Annotated in this window: 15 protein-coding genes; 11 read left to right on the forward strand and 4 right to left on the reverse strand. The window is 72.6% G+C overall.

The genetic code is table 11. The annotated features are described in order from the left end of the window. The first annotated feature begins 48 nt into the window (after positions 1-48). The 4 genes from QSK34_RS12085 (at position 49) to QSK34_RS12100 (ending at position 7,593) form a co-directional block, all read left to right on the forward strand. Positions 49-2,451 carry a glycoside hydrolase family 3 C-terminal domain-containing protein gene (locus QSK34_RS12085; RefSeq protein ID WP_285583263.1) on the forward strand — a complete coding sequence of 801 codons (2,403 nt, stop codon included), beginning with the start codon at positions 49-51 and terminating at the stop codon, positions 2,449-2,451. 177 nt (positions 2,452-2,628) lie between these two features. After that, positions 2,629-3,966, forward strand: coding sequence for a DUF1996 domain-containing protein (locus QSK34_RS12090; RefSeq protein ID WP_285583265.1), 1,338 nt, complete (start codon positions 2,629-2,631; stop codon positions 3,964-3,966). 130 nt (positions 3,967-4,096) lie between these two features. Further along, positions 4,097-6,535: a LuxR C-terminal-related transcriptional regulator gene (locus tag QSK34_RS12095; RefSeq protein ID WP_285583267.1), complete on the forward strand. Its 2,439-nt coding sequence runs from the start codon at positions 4,097-4,099 to the stop codon at positions 6,533-6,535. A 35-nt stretch (positions 6,536-6,570) separates the two neighbouring features. Continuing rightward, a complete protein-coding gene (locus QSK34_RS12100; protein ID WP_285583269.1) occupies positions 6,571-7,593 on the forward strand; it encodes a hypothetical protein in 1,023 nt (340 codons plus the stop codon). Here QSK34_RS12100 and QSK34_RS12105 read toward each other — a convergent pair. From QSK34_RS12105 to QSK34_RS12120, 4 genes are all read right to left on the reverse strand, one after another. Then, a complete protein-coding gene (locus QSK34_RS12105; protein ID WP_285583271.1) occupies positions 7,566-8,243 on the reverse strand; it encodes a lasso peptide biosynthesis B2 protein in 678 nt (225 codons plus the stop codon). The genes QSK34_RS12100 and QSK34_RS12105 overlap by 28 nt on opposite strands. Then, positions 8,240-9,979 (reverse strand): asparagine synthase-related protein, encoded by a 1,740-nt coding sequence (locus QSK34_RS12110; RefSeq protein WP_285583273.1) that lies wholly within the window; start codon positions 9,977-9,979, stop codon positions 8,240-8,242. The genes QSK34_RS12105 and QSK34_RS12110 overlap by 4 nt, the downstream gene beginning before the upstream one ends. Before the next feature lie 88 nt (positions 9,980-10,067). Then, a complete protein-coding gene (locus QSK34_RS12115; protein ID WP_285583275.1) occupies positions 10,068-10,211 on the reverse strand; it encodes a lasso RiPP family leader peptide-containing protein in 144 nt (47 codons plus the stop codon). A 61-nt stretch (positions 10,212-10,272) separates the two neighbouring features. Beyond that, positions 10,273-11,400 carry an ROK family transcriptional regulator gene (locus tag QSK34_RS12120; RefSeq protein ID WP_285583277.1) on the reverse strand — a complete coding sequence of 376 codons (1,128 nt, stop codon included), beginning with the start codon at positions 11,398-11,400 and terminating at the stop codon, positions 10,273-10,275. 207 nt (positions 11,401-11,607) lie between these two features. On the opposite strand from QSK34_RS12120, the gene QSK34_RS12125 reads away from it, so the two are divergent. The 7 genes from QSK34_RS12125 to QSK34_RS12155 all read left to right on the forward strand — a co-directional run bounded on the left by QSK34_RS12125 (position 11,608) and on the right by QSK34_RS12155 (position 16,709). Then, positions 11,608-12,369 (forward strand): DeoR/GlpR family DNA-binding transcription regulator, encoded by a 762-nt coding sequence (locus tag QSK34_RS12125; RefSeq protein WP_161478954.1) that lies wholly within the window; start codon positions 11,608-11,610, stop codon positions 12,367-12,369. A 163-nt stretch (positions 12,370-12,532) separates the two neighbouring features. Then, positions 12,533-13,471: a 1-phosphofructokinase gene (pfkB, locus tag QSK34_RS12130; RefSeq protein WP_285583281.1), complete on the forward strand. Its 939-nt coding sequence runs from the start codon at positions 12,533-12,535 to the stop codon at positions 13,469-13,471. 99 nt (positions 13,472-13,570) lie between these two features. Then, entirely contained in the window at positions 13,571-14,671 is a 1,101-nt protein-coding gene (gene mtlA / locus QSK34_RS12135) for a mannitol-specific PTS transporter subunit IIC (RefSeq protein WP_285583282.1), read from the forward strand. 5 nt (positions 14,672-14,676) lie between these two features. Next, the gene (locus QSK34_RS12140) at positions 14,677-14,988 is read left to right on the forward strand and encodes a PTS sugar transporter subunit IIBC family protein (RefSeq protein WP_285583987.1); all 312 of its coding nucleotides are present in this window, start codon (positions 14,677-14,679) and stop codon (positions 14,986-14,988) included. Further along, complete coding sequence (locus QSK34_RS12145) at positions 14,981-15,418, forward strand: PTS mannitol transporter subunit IIA (RefSeq protein ID WP_285583284.1); 438 nt, start codon at positions 14,981-14,983, stop codon at positions 15,416-15,418. Before QSK34_RS12140 ends, QSK34_RS12145 begins: the two co-directional genes overlap by 8 nt. Further along, positions 15,415-16,440: a zinc-dependent dehydrogenase gene (locus tag QSK34_RS12150; protein ID WP_161478949.1), complete on the forward strand. Its 1,026-nt coding sequence runs from the start codon at positions 15,415-15,417 to the stop codon at positions 16,438-16,440. The genes QSK34_RS12145 and QSK34_RS12150 overlap by 4 nt, the downstream gene beginning before the upstream one ends. Then, entirely contained in the window at positions 16,440-16,709 is a 270-nt protein-coding gene (locus QSK34_RS12155; RefSeq protein ID WP_161478948.1) for an HPr family phosphocarrier protein, read from the forward strand. Before QSK34_RS12150 ends, QSK34_RS12155 begins: the two co-directional genes overlap by 1 nt. The last annotated feature ends 594 nt before the right edge of the window (positions 16,710-17,303 follow it).

Below are 17,303 nucleotides of genomic sequence, written 5' to 3' on the forward strand. Positions count from 1 at the left end.
CCCTTCAATGGAGAGCGCTCTCCAACCCACTCAGACGCGGGGGGATCTGTGGACTTCGTCCGGCTGTTGTCCGGGTCGTCGGTATGGCGGACCGCTTCGGAACCTCTCCTGGGGCTGCCCGAGCTCGTCATGTCCGACGGCCCGGTCGGGGTGCGCGGCCCCGGCTGGGACGAGCGGCGCACCTCGCTCGTCCTGCCCTCACCGACCGCCCTGGCGGCGACCTGGGACGTCGGCCTCGTCGGCGAGCTCGGCGCCCTCCTGGGCTCCGAGGCCCGCCGCAAGGGGGTCGACGTCCTGCTGGCCCCCAACCTCAACCTGCACCGTTCCCCGCTCGGGGGCCGCCACTTCGAGTGCTTCTCCGAAGACCCCCTGCTCACCGGCCTGATCGGGGCCGCCTACGTCGTAGGCGTGCAGTCGCGCGGGGTGGCGGCGACGGCCAAGCACTACGTGGGCAACGAGGCCGAGACCGAGCGGATGACCTACGACTCGCTCATCGCCGCCCGTGTGCTGCGCGAGGTCTACCTCGCGCCGTTCGAGGCGGCGGTGGCGGCCGGGGTGTGGGTGGTGATGTCGGCGTACAACCAGGTCAACGGGACGCCGATGGCCGAGAGCCCGCTGCTGCGCGACCCGCTGAAGACCGAGTGGGGCTTCGACGGGGTGGTGGTGTCCGACTGGGGCGGCGTCCGGTCGACGGTCGCCTCGGCCCTGTCGGGCCAGGACCTCGCGATGCCGGGGCCGAACGACTTCTGGGGCGACCCGTTACGCGCGGCCGTCCGCGAGGGAACGGTCCCCGAGGAGGTCGTCCACGACAAGATCGCCCGGCTGAGGTTGCTGGCCGACCGGGTCCGCGTCCTGCCCGAGGCGGCGACCGCGCCGACGCCGCACCCCGGTCGTGAGGCTCCCCGTGGAGTTCCGATGACGCTGGCCGAGCGGGTGCAGCTCACCCGGAACGGCGGGCTCGCGCCGGAGACGGCCGGATCGGAGCGAGCCGCCGGCGGGCCCGCGGGCGACCCCGCCGAACTCGCGCTGCTGCGGCGGGCGGTGGCCGACTCGTGCGTGCTGCTGAAGAACGACGGCGGGGTGCTGCCGCTGGCCACGCCCCGGATCGCGGTCATCGGGGCGCACGCGGCGCGGACCCGGATCCAGGGCGGCGGGAGCGGAGGCGTCTACCCCTCGGGGGTCGTCTCCATCCTCGACGGGCTGCGGGAGGTCGCGCCCGGACTGGTCCACGTGCCGGGCGTCGACGTGCAGGCCGGGCCCTCTCCCGTCGACCGGGCGTGGGTCCGGATGCTCGGCGCCGACGGCGAGGAGCTGTTCGCCGAGGACCGGCGGACCGGATGGTTGCCCGAGCCGTCGGTGGTCGAGGGCACCACGACCGTCGAGGTCAGCTCCTTCCTGCGCCCGGAGGTCTCCGGGCACTGGCGGCTCTCCGTCGCCGGCTGGGGACGCCTCACCCTGAGCGTCGACGGTCAGCGGGTGCTCGACACCCACGTGCCCTGCGACAGCGACGACCCCGCCACCGTCCACCTGAAACCGCCCTTCCGGCACGCCGTCGTCTGGCTCGAAGAGGGCGTCGAGGTGCTCGTCACGGGCACCCGGGCGATCGAGCCCCACACCGGCCGGGCCTGCGTACTGGCCGCCGACCCGCCCCGGCCCGACGACGACGCCGCGATCCGGGCCGCCGTCGACGCGGCGCGCAGCGCCGACGTCGCGGTCGTCGTGGTCGGCACCACCGAGGAGATCGAGAGCGAGGCGCACGACCGGACCGGCCTCGGACTGCCCGGCCGCCAGGACGACCTCGTCAAGGCCGTCGCCGCCGCCGCGCGCACGGTCGTCGTGGTCAACTCGGGCGGGCCGGTCGCGATGCCCTGGCGCGACGAGGTCGACGCGCTGCTGCTCTGCTGGTTCCCCGGGCAGCAGGGCGGGCACGGCGTCGCCGACGTGCTGTCCGGGCGCCGCGAACCGGGCGGCAGGCTGCCGACGACCTGGAGCGACGTCCCGCTCGTCCCGGCCGCGCCGGTGCACGGGCAGGTGATCTACGCCGAGGGGCTCAACGTCGGCCATCGCGGCTGGCTGACCGCCGACCGGTCGCCCGGCTACTGGTTCGGCCACGGCCTCGGCTACACGACGTGGTCCTACGAGAGTCTCACGCCGGTCGGCGGCGGGGTCCGGGTCAGGGTCAGGAACACCGGCGAGCGGCCGGGGCGGGAGGTCGTGCAGGTCTACCTGTCCAAACCCGGCTCGGGCCGGCCGCCGCGCTGGCTGGCCGGGTTCGCCGTCGTGCGCGCCGATCCGGGCGAGGCGGTCGACGTGGTCGTCGAGCTGCCCCGGAGGGCCTTCCAGCACTGGGAGGCGGGCGGGTGGCGTACCGAGGACGGGGAGTTCGTCGTGCACGCCGGACGCTCGGTGGTCGATCTGCGGCTCAAATGCGTCGCGTCCCCCTCGCCGTGAGCGTTCCCAGGATCCGCGCCGGCACCGACGTCACCATCGAGCACCAGGTCGATCTGGTCTGGGAGCACGGTATGTGAACTGCGTGTTTCCGGCACGCTCTTGACAAGGTGAGATGACACGGCCCACTCTCCTTTGGAGAGCGCTCTCCATCACCCCCCTTCCTGCCGAGGAGACGCCGTGCATCCACGAATACGCCTGAGCCTGATCGTCGCCACCATCGTGGCGACGATCACGGCCGGGCTGGCCGTCATCGCGCCCGCGATGGCCGCCGACGCCCTCATCTCCCAGAACCGGCCGGCCACCGCCTCGTCGAACGAGGGCGACGGCTACGCCGCCGGCGCCGCGTTCGACGGCAACACCGGCACCCGCTGGGCCAGCGCCTTCAGCGACCCCCAGTGGATCCAGGTCGACCTGGGCGGCAACGCCGTGATCTCCCAGGTGGTCCTCCAGTGGGAGGGCGCCTACGGGAAGTCGTTCAAGATCCAGACCTCCGCCAACGCGGGCGGGCCGTACACGGACGTCTACACCACCACGACCGGCACGGGCGGCACGCAGACGCTGAACGTCACCGGTTCGGGGCGCTACGTCCGCCTCTACGGCACCCAGCGCGGCACCGGCTACGGCTACTCGCTCTGGGAGTTCAAGATCTACGGCACGGGCGGCTCCGGCCAGCAGCCGGTCCCGAGCCCGACGTTCACCGACCCGGTCACCCACCGCGAGTTCCAGGCCAACTGCTCGCTCACCCAGCACCGCCCGGACGACCCCATCGTCTACCCGAACCTGCCGGGCGCCTCCCACATGCACACCTTCGTCGGCAACACCACGACGAACGCGTCCAGCACCTCGGCGTCGCTGCTCAACGGCTCGACGTCGTGCACCAACCCGCATGACAAGTCGGCCTACTGGTTCCCGAGCTTCTACAAGGGCGACCAGCTCATCGCCCCGATCGGCAATCAGGTCATCTACTACAAGTCCGGCATCCACGAGTACTGGCGCGTGGTGCCCTTCCCGCAGGGCCTGCGCTTCGTCGTCGGCAGCCCGACCGCCACGCTCGCCGAGTTCCGCGACTCGCCCGGCCGGGTCGAGGGCTTCGAGTGCGGCGACATCTCCTTCCAGTGGGACATTCCGGCCAGCTGCCCGGCCGGAAGCCAGGTCAACGTGCGTTACCAGGCCCCGAGCTGCTGGGACGGCGTGAACCTCGACAGCGCCAACCACAAGAGCCACATGGCCTACCCGGTCGGCGGCTACTGCCCGTCGTCCCACCCGGTGGCGGTGCCGATGCTGGAATTCAAGATCGCCTTCCCGGCGAGCGGAGACCTGTCGAACGCCAGGTTGTCGAGTGGCCGCGGCTACTCGTGGCACTACGACTTCTTCAACGCCTGGGACGACCCGGCGATCCTGGCCGCGCTGGTCCGCCACTGCATCAACGGCGGGCTCCAGTGCAACCCGCGCGGCTACGACCTCTACAAACCCCATCGAGGCGCGGCGCTGACGGAGAACTTCGAACTTCCGTGACGCGCCGCTGAAGAGCTCCCGGCTCGGCGCGGCCGGGAGCCCGTGAAAGATTCACAAGCCAAAAGCAGCTTTCTTTACGGCTACCGCCCACACTTGGGCGAAGTCGGCGCGAGCGCGTTGAATAGCCGGAATGCAGGAGGTTTTCGTCGGCCGCGAGGCCGAGCTGACCTGGCTGGCCACCACCCGCGCACACGTGGTGGGGATCGACGGCGAACCGGGCATCGGCAAGACGGCGCTGGCCCGCCGCTTCACCGCGAGCCAGGACCGGCCGGTCTTCTGGGCCGCCGCCGACGAACACGAGCCGGAACTGGCCTGGGAGGGCCCCGAACCGGTGTTCCGCGACTGCGTCGTGGTGCTCGACGACGCCCACTGGGCCGACCGCGACCAGCTCGGCGCGCTGCGCCTGGCGATCCGGCGGCGTCCCGACGTGCTGGTGCTGGTCGTCGGCGACCTGGAAGCCCTGGGCGACGGCTGGCGACGCCTGATGACCGAACGTGTCACGCTGTCCGGCCTGACCGCCGGCGACCTGATCCGGCTGGCCGCCCTATGCGGGCACCCGGAACTGTCGGCGGCCGGGGCGGCCCGCCTGCACGAGCACACCGGCGGCCATCCCCTGCACGCCCGCCACCTGCTCGACGAACTCGACCCGCACACCCTCGCCTACGGCGCCGGCCCGCTGCCCGCGCCCCGCTCGGTCGTGACGGCCGTCCGCGACCGCCTGCGCAGATGCACGCCAGAGGTCAGAGCTCTGCTGGAGGCCGGCTCGGTCGAGGGGCGGCGCTGGCCCGCCGACTCAGACGCGGCGGTGGCGACCGGCCTGGTCAGGCGGACCGGCAAGGGGCTGGAGTTCACCAGCGCGCTGGTCCGCAGCGTGCTCTACCACGACATCCCCGAGCCCCGCCGCCGCACTCTGCACGCCCGGCACGACTCGCTGCGGCACCGCATCGCCGCCGCGGGCGGCACGCCCGACGAGACGCTGGCCGCCGACATCGCCCGGGAGGCGACCCGGCTGCAGCGCGACTCCCGCACCCAGGAGGCGGCGGTGCTGCTGGCCCAGTCGCTCCCGCTGACCGGCGACCGGGGCCTGCGGCTGGCCGCGCTGGAGGCCATGCTCGTGGCCGGCGACCTGGCCCGCACCCTGCCGTTCCGCGGCTGGCTGGCCGCCGACCGGAGCAGGCGGGGTCGTTATGTGTACGGCTACCAGACGCTCCTCATGGGCCAGGTCGCCGAGGCCAGGACCCTCCTGCTGCACGCGCTGGACCTGGAGGCCGACGAGGGCCCGGCCGACCTCGACGCCCGGATCGCGAGCCAGCTCGCCGTCATCGGCGTCGTCACCGTCTCGGACCACGACATGATCACCTTCGGCGCGCGGGCGGTCGCGGGCGCGCGGGAGCCCTGGGTGGCGGCCTTCGCGTGGTTCGCGCGGGCGCTCGGCCTGGCCGTCGCCGGACGCGGCGCGGAGGCGCTGGAGCTGCTGGCCTCCGCCGACACCCCCGGCGCGCCCGCCGGGCTCGACGGCCTGGTGGCCCGCGGCGTCATCCGGCTGTGGCGCGGCGACCTCGACGGCTCCTGCGCCGACCTGCGGCTGGCCGTCCACCGCGCCGCCGAGGGCGAACCGCTGCGGGTCGGGCAGGCGCTCGGTTTCCTCGGCGAGGCGCTCTACCGGCGCGGCGAGCTGGCCGAGGCGGTGCTGCACACCGAACTCGCCGTCGCCGACGCCCAGGACAACGAGCGCGTCTGGGACTACGCGATGCTGCACGCCCAGGCCGCCTACCCGCTGGCCGCGATGGGCGAGTGGGCCCGCGCGGGCGCCCACGCCGAGGAGTCGGCCCGCTGGGCCCGCGCCACCGGCGTGCCGGCCGCCCGCGTCTACGCCGCCACGGCGGCCATCGCCATCGCGCGGGCCCGCGACGACCCGTCGTGGGCGCTGGCCGCGTCGACCGACCTGGCCGGGATCTATCCGGCCGGCGAACCGGGCACCCACCTGCTCGGCGCGGTCCGGGAGGAGGCCCTCGCCCAGCTGGGCCGGGCGGGCGATCTCGGGGACCCCCCGGATCTCCTGGACGGCCTGGGCGCCTCCCGGGCCCGAGGGCTGATCGCGATGGCCCGCGGCGAGCACGAGCGGGCGCTGGCCTGTTTCGCCGAGGCCCGCGTGCACGCCGCGCCGTTCCCGCTGGAGCGCGCGTTCGTCGACCTCCTCACGGGCCGCTGCCACCTGCTCCGGGGCAGGTCGAAGGCGGGCGAGCGGGCGTTGCGGGCGGCGTACCGGGAGTTCGAGCGGATCGGCGCCCGCGCCTACCAGGACCTGGCGCGCACCGCCGCCCGCGACGCGGGCCTCGCCGTCGACGGCCCCGGCCGCCCCTTCGACGACCTCACCCCCGCCGAACGCGCCGTCGCCGGGCTGGCCTGCGACGGCCTGACCAACCGGGAGATCGCCGACCGGCTCGTGGTCAGCGTGAAGACGGTCGAGTTCCACCTGGGGCACGTGTTCCGGCGGCTCGACATCAGCTCGCGGCGGGAGCTGCGCGAGCTGGGGTCGGCGGCCGGAATTCCCGGGGTCGCACCCTGAAGCCTCCGGAGGGCGGCCCCGCCTACCCTCGCGCCATGCTGCTGCGCAAAGCGCTCATCCTGGCCCTGACGACCGCGCTGGTGATGGCCCCGGCGACGGCCGGCGCCCACCCCAGGCCGACCAACGGCTTCGCGAAGTGGGGCCCGTGGAACCAGAAGCTGCCCCGGAACGTGCCGCTGGCCCCGAACTCGCAGGCCATCGTGGACAACATCAAGCTCGACAAGGAGCAGAACTACGGAAGCTGGGCGATCAACACCGACGAGTACTCGGCGCCCGTCTACACCGTCGGCAGGCACACCCCCCGCAGGCAGTGGCGTTTCTCCGACTGCCTGGGCCTGCCCCACCTCGCCCCGGTCATCACCGACTCGCTGCGCTCGGTGCCCACCCCCGGGGACCTGATCGTCTCGAAGGGCACCGACGCCTCCGTGGCGATCTACCAACCCTCCACCGACACCTACTGGGACTTCTGGCGCGCCGAGAAGGACGCCCTGGGCAACTGGTCGGCCTGCTGGGGCGGCAAGATCGAGAACTACTCGCGCAACCCCGGCATCTTCGACAACCCGCTCGGCGCGACCGCCACGGGCCTGCCGTTCGGCGCGTTCACGATCCGCATCGAGGAACTCCGGCGGGGCTACATCGACCACGCGCTGAACATCGTGACGGTCCGCACCAGGGCGAACTGCAACAGCTGGCCCGCCACCCGCAACGACGGCTTCGTCGAGGGCGAGGACATCCCGTGCGAGGGCCAGCGTTTCCGCCTCGACCCGGCCTTCGACGTCTCGACCCTCACCTCCCCCGCCGCCCGGACCATCGCACGGGCGATGCAGGAATACGGCCTGATCATGACCGACAAGGGCGGCGCCCTCGTGACGTACGCGGAGGACCCGCGCCCCCACATGGCCCGCAACGGCGGCGTCGACCCCTACTTCGAGCTGTTCGACCCCGACCACCTCGTCGAGCCCGACGGCCCGGAGAAGTACGTCGTGTTGTCGGAAATCCCGGTCGAACGCCTCCAGGCCCTCCCCATGGACTACGGCAGGAACCGCAGCCGGTGGTAGGACGGTTCGTCGCCGGTGGCGACCCGCTCGCCGCCGGCCTCGACCCAGGCGTGGAAGGTGTAGGGATCGGGCCGCACCCCGAAGCACCACTCGGCCCGGCGTCCCCGGGCCCCTGCCCACAACACCGTGGCCAGCGAGATCTGGAGGCAGGCGGCCCGGCCGGGGAACCAGGCGGCGGCCCGGCCCACGTCGGCCACCATCCGGCGCGCGGTCGCCGGATCGAGGGGCCGCCGGTTCCGCCCCGCGCGCAGGGCCAGCCGATGGGCCACCCGGAACGGGAACAGCAGCAGCACCGCCGCGGCCACCACCAGGAACAGGGCCGCCCGGAGACCCGGGCGGCCCGGCGGCCCGGCCGCCATCGGCACATCGAAGGGCCGCACCCGGCCGGTCGCCGCCGCCGGGGGCGCGGCGACCGGCACCAGCCCGACCTGGTGGAGATCGTCGAGCAGCGCGTCGACGTCGGCACGCAGCCGCTCTCCCGGGACGGCCGGATAGCGGGAGGCCAGGGCGCTCACCGCGTCGTCGCGGCTGCCGCCCGAGCTGAGGACGCTCCAGGTCACCATGCCGGGCGGGTTGAGGACGTGGCACTCGCCCGTGCGGACGTCGACGAGGACGAGGCCCCGCTCGTCGTCGGCCAGTTGGTAGATCATCCGCGCAGCCACACCTCCAGGGCCACGAGCCGCCCGAGCGCGCTCAGCGGGACCGGCGCCCCGGCGTTCAACCGGGTCAGCGTGCCGCTCACGGCGGCCGGATCCACCACTCCGAGGTCGGCCAGGCGTGAGTCGGCCAGCAGGGCGGCGATCCGGCGGCGGGCCGCGCGGGCGCCCGCGTACTCCTCGGCCTGGTAGGCGCCCTTGGTGCGGCGGGTCAGGACCGCCTCGGGGACCAGCCCCGTCAGGGCGTCGGCCAGTTGCGGCTTGGCCCTCGACGGGTCGGGGATCGGGGCCCGGGCGTCGAGGACCGCGCCGACGACCGCGTCGTCCAGGTAGGGGGCGTGCACCCGCACCCCGAGGTGGTCGCCGAGGGTGCGGAGGAAGCGCTGCGCGGCGGCGGCCGAGCGGAGGGACGCCAGCGTCGCGTGCCGGGCCGGGGTCAGGCCCGGCGGGAGCCCGCGGGCGGTGGCCGGGTCGGCGGCCAGGTCGGCCAGGTCGCGGCGGATCCGGGGGGTGAGCCATCCGGCGGTCTCGCCCGGCACGTTCCACCAGGCGACGGCGTCGGCCGGGCGCGGCGGGGTGGTGGCGGGCGGACGGGTCAGGGAGCGGGCCAGCACGCGGAGCGCCCGGCCGTGGGAGGTGGCGGCGAGGCGGGCCGCCCGCAGCGCGAGGTCGAGCGCCGACGCCTGCCGCAACCGGCTCAGCCGGGCGCTGTGACCGGCCCATCTCCGCAGGTCGCCGTGTCTGACGAGGGTGGCGAGGTAGGAGGGCGGCGGCTGGAACAGCGCGTCGGCGCCCTCTCCGGTGAGATGCACCCGCCCTCCGGCCCGCCGGGCCCAGTCGAGTCGCAGCGCCGCCCGTCGATGCGCCAGGATGCCGGGCGCCGGCCAGTCGAGCCCCGGCACGTTCGGATCGAGTCCCGCCGCGCTGCGATGGGCCTGGAGGCCCGGCGCGGGCAGGTCGAGCCGCGGCACCGCCGGACCTCCCGGCACGTTCGCATGGAGTCCCGCCGCACTGCGATGGGCCCGGAGGCCGGGCGCGGGCAGGTCGAGCCGCGGCACCGCCGGAGCTTGGTCGATCCCTTGGTAGGGCAGCGTCTCCCGGTCTCCGGTGACCACGCTCAGCGTGATGCGGTCGGTCAGGGCGGCGGCTCGCCGGGCCGCGTCGAGGTCGGCGGCGGGGAGTTGCTCGTGGTGGTAGACGACCGCGTCGACCGGGCCGTCGGCCGCGGCGAGGAAGGCGAGGGAGGTCGAGTCGATGCCGCCGCTGAAGTCGGCGCTCACTCCCGGGCCGCGCCGGGAGACCGCCTCCGTCAGCGCCTCGCGCAGCGGGAGCACGGGGCCGTGGTGCGCATTCTCGTAGCGGCCGACATCGGTGAAGAAGGAACGGCCCATTGTCAGTGCGAGCACATTCGGGCACGTGATCTGAATGGCCGCAGAGAGCGGGTCGGGCGTGCGGGAATGGAGCGCGGCCAGGAGGGTCGCGTGATGGGCGATCAGCGTCTCGTGGCCGCGTACCGAGATGTGAAAGGGGAATTGACCCGCGCGGTCGGTGTGCAGCTCCACCTCGTCTTCGGTGACGATCACGCAGGAATAGGCGCCGGGCAGTTCCCGGATCGGGGCGGTCCGCAGTTCCCGTTCGGTGGCCAGGACGTGGCCGAGGAAGACGACCCGGCGGTCGCCGCGGTCGACGGCTCTGACCAGGCCGGACGGAGGCGTTCCGTAGATCCGCACCGCGTCGGCGCCGGGCCAGGCCGGTCTTCCCGGGAGGGCCGCGCCTCCGTCGAGACGGCCGCCGACCGTTCTGATCAGAATTCCGAAATCACCAGTAATAGTCGGAATTCGCGTCGGCGTTTCCGCTGCTGGAGTTTCCGCCGAACAGTTCGGTGACCCGGCCGAGGCGGATGAGGGTGGGCGGCTCATAGTCGGGCTCCGGCGAAGGCGGTTCGGGCCCCTCTGCTGACATGAATGACCACCTGTGCCTGTGAAGTGGGATACGGAAGAGACCAGAGTGACTCTACCGAGAGTCAGCGGAGATGGCCGATGAGCCCGAGAATCAGCGCCCCGTGGGCGGCGGCGTCCGGCTGGGCGAACCGCAGTTCCATGTGGCGGGTCCACACCGAACGGCGGAGTTCCTGTTCACACTCGGCGGCGACCAGCCGCAGGCCGGGGGCGAGCGGGCCGCCCAGCACGACCGCCTGGGTCTCCAGGGTGACGGCGCTCGCGCGCAGGGCGCGGGCCAGCCTCTTCGCGGCGACGGTGAGGGCCCAGCGGCAGTCGGGGTCGCCGCCCCGGGCGCGGTCGATGAGCGCGCCGATCGAGGTGGGCGGCTCCTCCCCTCGGGCCCGGATGCTCACGTACACCTCCTCCAGCACCGCCGGAACGCTGATGTAACGTTCCAAACATCCTCTTTGGCCACACCAGCAGTCGAGCCCCACGGGATCGACGGAGTGGTGCCCGACGCTCCCCGCCCGGCCCAGCGCGCCGCGCAGCATGCGCGGCCCGACGACCAGCCCGCCGAGCACGTGCTCGGCGAGCTCGACGTAGAGCAGGGTCTCGTACGGATGGTGGTAGGTCTGCTCGTTCAGCGCGCCCAGCCGGGCGTCGGCGTCGACGACCACCTTGACCTCGCCGAACCGGGCCGAGAGGCGGCGGTGCAGGTCGGGCGCGGCGAACCAGGGCGAGGGGGGCGAGGGCGACAGGTCGCGCGGGTCGACCGGCCACGGCACGGCCAGCCCCACGGTCGCGACGTCGCCCGGACCACGCCCGATCGATTCGGCGAGGTCGGCCACCGCGCCGGCCGCGGCGTCGATCCAGGCCCCGCCGTCGCGCAGCCCCCGCCCGAGCGAGACGAGCCGCACCTGATCCCGGGGCCAGTGGGGTAACCGCGCGGCCACGGTGACGTGCCGGGCGCCGACCTGTATCCCGACCGCCACCCCGGTGACCGGGCGCAGCGCGACGGGCTCCTTCTTGCCGCCGTGGGCGATGTCGTCGTCGAGCAGCCGCTGCACCGCCGTGCTGACCGACGCGATCGACAGGCCGGTGCGCCTGGCGAGCTCCGTGCGCAGGCCGGAACGGCACATCAGCGCCCTGATGACCTGGAGGACGCTGTCGCTCCTGGCCTCCGGGTCGAGTAGGTCACGTGTCTCGTGCACGGGCACCCCGCCGCCGAATTCGAATTACGAGTCGTGCCGCCTCGATCGTGACACAGCGCCTTCACATCGAAAAGCGATCACCATACGCATCCAAGTCATGACATGTCGTGGTCGGGAGTGTTTCGGTGTGGTTTCACCCCTTGACCCTCCCCGTAAAACGGGTGTAATCACAGATAAAACAACACACCCAAGGATGAAACCAACATCATGTACGCCGAGGAGCGACAGCAGGAGATCCTGCGCCGGGCCCGCGCCGCCGGGCGGGTCGACGTGGTGACCCTGGCCGAGGAGTTCGCCGTCACCACCGAGACCGTGCGCCGCGACCTGACCGCCCTCGAGAAGGCCGGGGTGCTGCGGCGCGTCCACGGCGGGGCCATCCCCGTCGAGCGGCTCGGCTTCGAGCCCGCGCTCGCGGCCCGCGACGAGGTCATGACGTCCGAGAAGGAACGCATCGCCAAGGCCGCCCTCGGCGAGCTGCCGCAGGACGGCGCGATCATCATCGACGCCGGGTCGACGACCCGGCGGCTGGCCCAGGAGCTCCCCGCCGACCGCGAGCTGACGGTCATCGTGAACTCCCCGCCGCTGGCCACGATCCTGGCCGCGCGGGCCAACCTGAACGTCATCATGCTCGGCGGCCGGGTCCGCGGCCGGACCCTCGCCACCGTCGACGACTGGGCGCTGCGGCCCCTGGCCGACATCCACGTCGACGTGGCGTTCATGGGCACCAACGGCATCTCCGTCGCCAAGGGCCTGACCACCCCCGACCCGGCCGAGGCCGCGATCAAGCGCGCGATGATCGCCTCCGCGCAGCGCAGCGTCCTGCTGGCCGACCACACCAAGTTCAGCGACACCTACCTGGCTCGCTTCGCGGCCCTGTCGGAGATCGACGTCGTGATCACCGACACCGTCCTCGACCCCCAGGTGGCCGCCGACCTGGCCCTCCACGGCCCGGAAGTGGTCCGCGCATGACCTCCCCCTGGACCCCGAAGCCCGAGGTGACGCGCATGAATCCCCCGCGCACCCCGAACCTGATCCATGCGACGCTTCACGAACCCGAGGTGACGCGCATGGTTCTCTCGCGCATCCCGAGCCTCGTTCATGCGACGCCACATGAACCCGAGGTGAGGCGCGCATGATTCTCACGCTGACCCTCAATCCCAGTCTCGACCGCACCGTCGACGTCCCCTCGCTGGCGCGGGGCGAGGTCATCCGGGCCGCCGCCGCGCACCTCGACCCCGGCGGCAAGGGCGTCAACGTCTCGCGTGCGCTGCTGGCCAACCACGTGCGCTCGTGCGCGGTGGTGCCCTACGGCGGTGAGGAGGGGCGGCGGCTGATCGAGCTGCTCGACGCCGAGGGCATCGACATGATCATGGTGCCGGTCGCCGGGACCACCCGGTCGAACATCACGCTCGCCGAGCCCGACGGCACCGTCACCAAGGTCAACGAGCCGGGCGCCACGCTCAGCGGGCGCGAGCTGGAGGAGATCGCCACCGCCGTGCTCGGCGCCGCGCACAGCGCGGACTGGGTGGTCGCCTCGGGCAGCCTGCCGCCCCAGGTCCCCTCCGACGTGTACGCCACCCTCTGCCGCCGCTTCCGCCAGGCCGGCATCAACGTGGCCGTCGACACCAGCGGCCCGGCCCTGCTGGCGGCGGTGCAGGCCGGTCCCCGGCTGGTCAAGCCCAACCGCGAGGAGCTCGCCGAGGCCACCGGCTCCCCCATCGAGACGGTCGGCGACGCCCTGGAGGCCGCCGCGAAACTGCGCGCCATGGGGGCGGAGACCGTACTGGCGAGCCTCGGACGTGACGGCGCCCTGCTGGTCGACGACGGAACCGTCTGGCACGGCGAGTGCGCGGCGGAGGAGCCGCGCAGCTCCGTCGGGGCCGGCGACGCGTTACTGGCCGGGTTCCTCGCCGCCGGGGCCCGCGGGAAGGCGGCCCTCGTCGAGGGGCTGGCCTGGGCGACCGCGGCGGTGCAGCTGCCGGGCAGCCGCATGCCGGGGCCCGGCGACATCAGACGTGATCGGGTGACCGTCAGCGAACCCGATCCCACGCGGCCGCTTTCGGGGGGCTGATCGCGGCCCGCTCGCCTGTCTCCGGAAGGCAGGTTCACGACGCGAGCCACGGCTCGCCCTCCCCTTTCCACCCCCCGAGCTCCCCGGAAAGGAGCACACATGACCACCGACTACACCCCGCCCGTCGAGGGCACCGGGATAAAGGCCACGATCCAGAGGTTCGGCGGCTACCTGGCCGGGATGATCATGCCGAACATCGGCGCGTTCATCGCGTGGGGCCTGATCACGGCCCTGTTCATCCCGACCGGGTGGATCCCGAACGAGATGTTCGCCGCCCTGGTCGACCCGATGATCAAGGTGCTGCTGCCGGTGCTGATCGGGTACACCGGCGGTCGCATGGTGCACGGCCAGCGTGGCGCCGTGGTCGGCGCGGTCGCCACGATGGGCGTCGTGGTCGGCGCCGAGGTGCCGATGTTCCTCGGCGCGATGATCATCGGCCCGCTGGCCGCGTTCCTGCTGAAGCTGTTCGACGGCGCGGTGAAGGACCGCGTCAGGGCCGGCTTCGAGATGCTCGTCGACAACTTCTCGGCGGGCATCATCGGCGGCGCCGTGGCGCTGCTGGGCGTCTGGGGCATCGGCCCGATCATCGAGAAGGTCACCGAGGTGGCGGGCGACGCCGCCAACTGGCTCGTCACCCACAACGTGCTGCCGCTGGCCTCGATCATCATCGAGCCCGCCAAGGTGCTGTTCCTGAACAACGCGATCAACCACGGCGTGCTGACCCCTCTCGGCGCCGCCCAGGTCGCCGATGCCGGCAAGTCGATCCTGTTCATGCTGGAGACCAACCCCGGACCGGGTCTGGGCCTGCTGCTGGCGTACTTCTTCTTCGGCCCGCGCGCCCTGCGGCCGAGCGCCCCGGCGGCCATCATCATCCACTTCTTCGGCGGCATCCACGAGATCTACTTCCCGTACGTGCTGATGAAGCCCCGCCTGATCCTCGCCATGATCGCCGGTGGCGCCTCCGGCATCCTGGTCTTCATCGCGACAGGGTCGGGCCTGGTGGCCTCCCCCGCGCCGGGAAGCATCTTCGCCTATCTGGCCGTTACCCCGGCGGGCGGCTACTTCGGCGTACTCGCGGGCATCCTCGTCGCCACCAGCGTGACCTTCGTGGTCGCCTCGGCGCTGCTCGGCTTCGGCCGGGGCGAGAAGGAGACCGCGGCGGAAGAGACCGAGCCCACCACCACTCCGCAGGAGGCGTGATCCCCATGGCCGGCATCGAGAGCGCGGCAGTCAAGAAGATCGTCATCGCCTGCGACGCGGGGATGGGCAGCAGCGTCATGCTGGCCTCCACGCTCCGCAAGCAGCTCAAGGGCAACGGCATCGAGGTCGTCCACTCACCGGTCGACCAGATCCCGGCCGACGCCGACGTCGTCGTCACCCACGCGGGCTTGGCCGCCCGCGCCCGCAAGTCGACGCCCGAAGGGGCGGTGCTGATCCCGTTCCAGGTGTTCATCGGCGACCCGGCGGTGACGAAGCTGGTGAACACCATCAAGAACGGCGGCGTGGTCGGTGGCTGACATCCCGCTCGACCCGAGCGCCATCAGGCTCGACTGCGTGGCGAAGGACCGCGACGACGCGATCCGCCAGTGCGGGGAGACGCTCGTGGCGGTCGGGGCGGCGGCGGAGCCGTACATCGCGGCGATGCTGGAACGCGAGCGCACGCTCTCCACCTACGTGGGTGAGGGCGTCGCGATCCCGCACGGCACGGTGCAGGCCAAGGAGGTCGTGCACCGCGACGCGGTCTGCGTGCTCCGCTTCCCGGGCGGCGTCGACTGGGACGGCGAACAGGTCAACCTGTGCGTCGGCATCGCCGCCAAGGGCGACGGCCACGTCCGCCTGCTGGCCGAACTGGCCGAAATACTCATGGACCCCGACGCGGCCGAGGCTCTGCGCGAGACGGCCGACGAGGCGGAGGTCCTCCGACTCCTCATGGAGGGAACAGAATGAAGGTCGCGCGTTTCCACGCGCCCGGCGACATCCGGGTCGAAGACGCCCCGGAGCCGGTGGCGGGTCCGGGCGAACTCCTGATCCGGGTCCGCAACTGCTCCACCTGCGGCACCGACGCCAAGATCCTGAAGTTCGGCCACCACCACATCCGGCCCCCGCGCGTGATGGGCCACGAGATCGCCGGTGAGGTCGTGACCGGGACGGGCGCGTTCGAGCCCGGCGACCGGGTCCAGGTGATCGCGGCGATCCCGTGCGGGGAGTGCGGCGAGTGCAGGCGGGGCCGGATGACCGTCTGCCCCAACCAGGAGTCGATGGGCTACCACTACGACGGCGGCTTCGCCGAGTACATGGTCGTGCCCGCGAAGGTCCTCGCCGTCGACGGCGTCAACCGCATCCCCGCCGGGGTCGGCTTCGCCGAGGCGTCGGTCGCCGAGCCGCTGGCCTGCGTGCTGAACGGCCAGGAACTCGCCCGGGTGGGCCCCGGCGACGACGTGGTCGTGATCGGCTCGGGCCCGATCGGCTGCCTGCACGTGCGTCTGGCCCGCGCCCGCGGCGCCCGGCGGGTGATCCTGGCCGACCTGAACCCCGACCGCCTGGAGATGGCCGCCGTCCTGGTCAACCCGGACGCCGCCCTGCACGGCGACGACGTGACCGAGGCGGTGCTCAAGCTGACCGAGGGCCGCGGCGCCGACGTGGTCATCACGGCCGCGGCCTCGGGCGTCGCCCAGGAGCAGGCCCTCGGCATGGTCGCCCGCCAGGGCCGCATCAGCTTCTTCGGCGGCCTGCCGAAGGACAACCCGATCATCCGCCTCGACTCGAACCTCGTCCACTACCGCGAGCTGACCATCGTCGGCGCGAACGGTTCGAGCCCCGCCCACAACAAGCAGGCCCTCGAACTCATCGCGACCGGCGCGGTCCCGGTCGCCGACCTGATCACCCACCGCCTGCCGCTCACCGACGTCCTGGAGGGCATCGACATCGTCATGCGCGGCGAGGCCATCAAAGTCACCGTGGAGCCGTGATGCCAGAGAGAACAGTGACCGTGGCCTCCTCGACAGGCCTGCACGCCCGCCCGGCCAAACTCTTCGTCCAGGCCGCGGCCGGAACGGGAGTACCGGTGAAGATCCGCGTCGGGGAGGGGAAGGCGGTCAGGGCCGACAGCATGCTCGCGGTCCTGTCGCTGGGGGCGACCCACGGGACGGAAGTGACGTTGTCGGCGGAGGGAGAGGGCGCGGAGGCGGCCTTGTCGACCTTGGCGGAACTGCTGGAACGGGACCTCGACGCGGAGTAGGACATCAGGGACGGCCGGGCACCCATTCGGGGGGCGCCCGGCCGTCTTCTGCATTGTCCCGCCGATCAGTGGGGGTTCCAGGCTTGACTTGCTCGGCGAGGGATGACTCGGGAAATCCCACCTCACGACAAGGCGAACCGGTGGTACTTGGACATCTGCGAGCAGGATCCCGAGACGGCCGCCAGGATCGAAGAGGCCTTGGACGAACTCGCTCTGCGAGGCCCAGCCTGGGCAGGCCGCCCATCGACCGCATCCACCGCTCACGTGCCTACCACAACCTCCACCATGCATATCCGGCGAGGCCAAGGTTCGTCGATCTGCCGCGAGGGGTGCGGTGGTTCGCCAGACGCACATGGCGGATCTGCCGAACGCGTCATGGTGATCTGCCACAGCCTTCGTGGCGGATGCCCCAAAGCCTCTTACCGCGGACCTACCCCACAGCCCTTCGTGGCGGATCTGACGCAGCCCTTCTGGTGGATCTGCCGAGGGGGTCGCGGTCGATCTGCCGCACCTCTCGTGGTGGACCTGCCGAGCCTCTCGGTGGACCTGCCGAGCCTCTCGTGGTGGACCTGCCGCAACCCTTTTTGGTGGATC

This window comes from Herbidospora sp. NBRC 101105 (genome assembly GCF_030269205.1).
GTDB lineage: Bacteria > Actinomycetota > Actinomycetes > Streptosporangiales > Streptosporangiaceae > Herbidospora > Herbidospora solisilvae.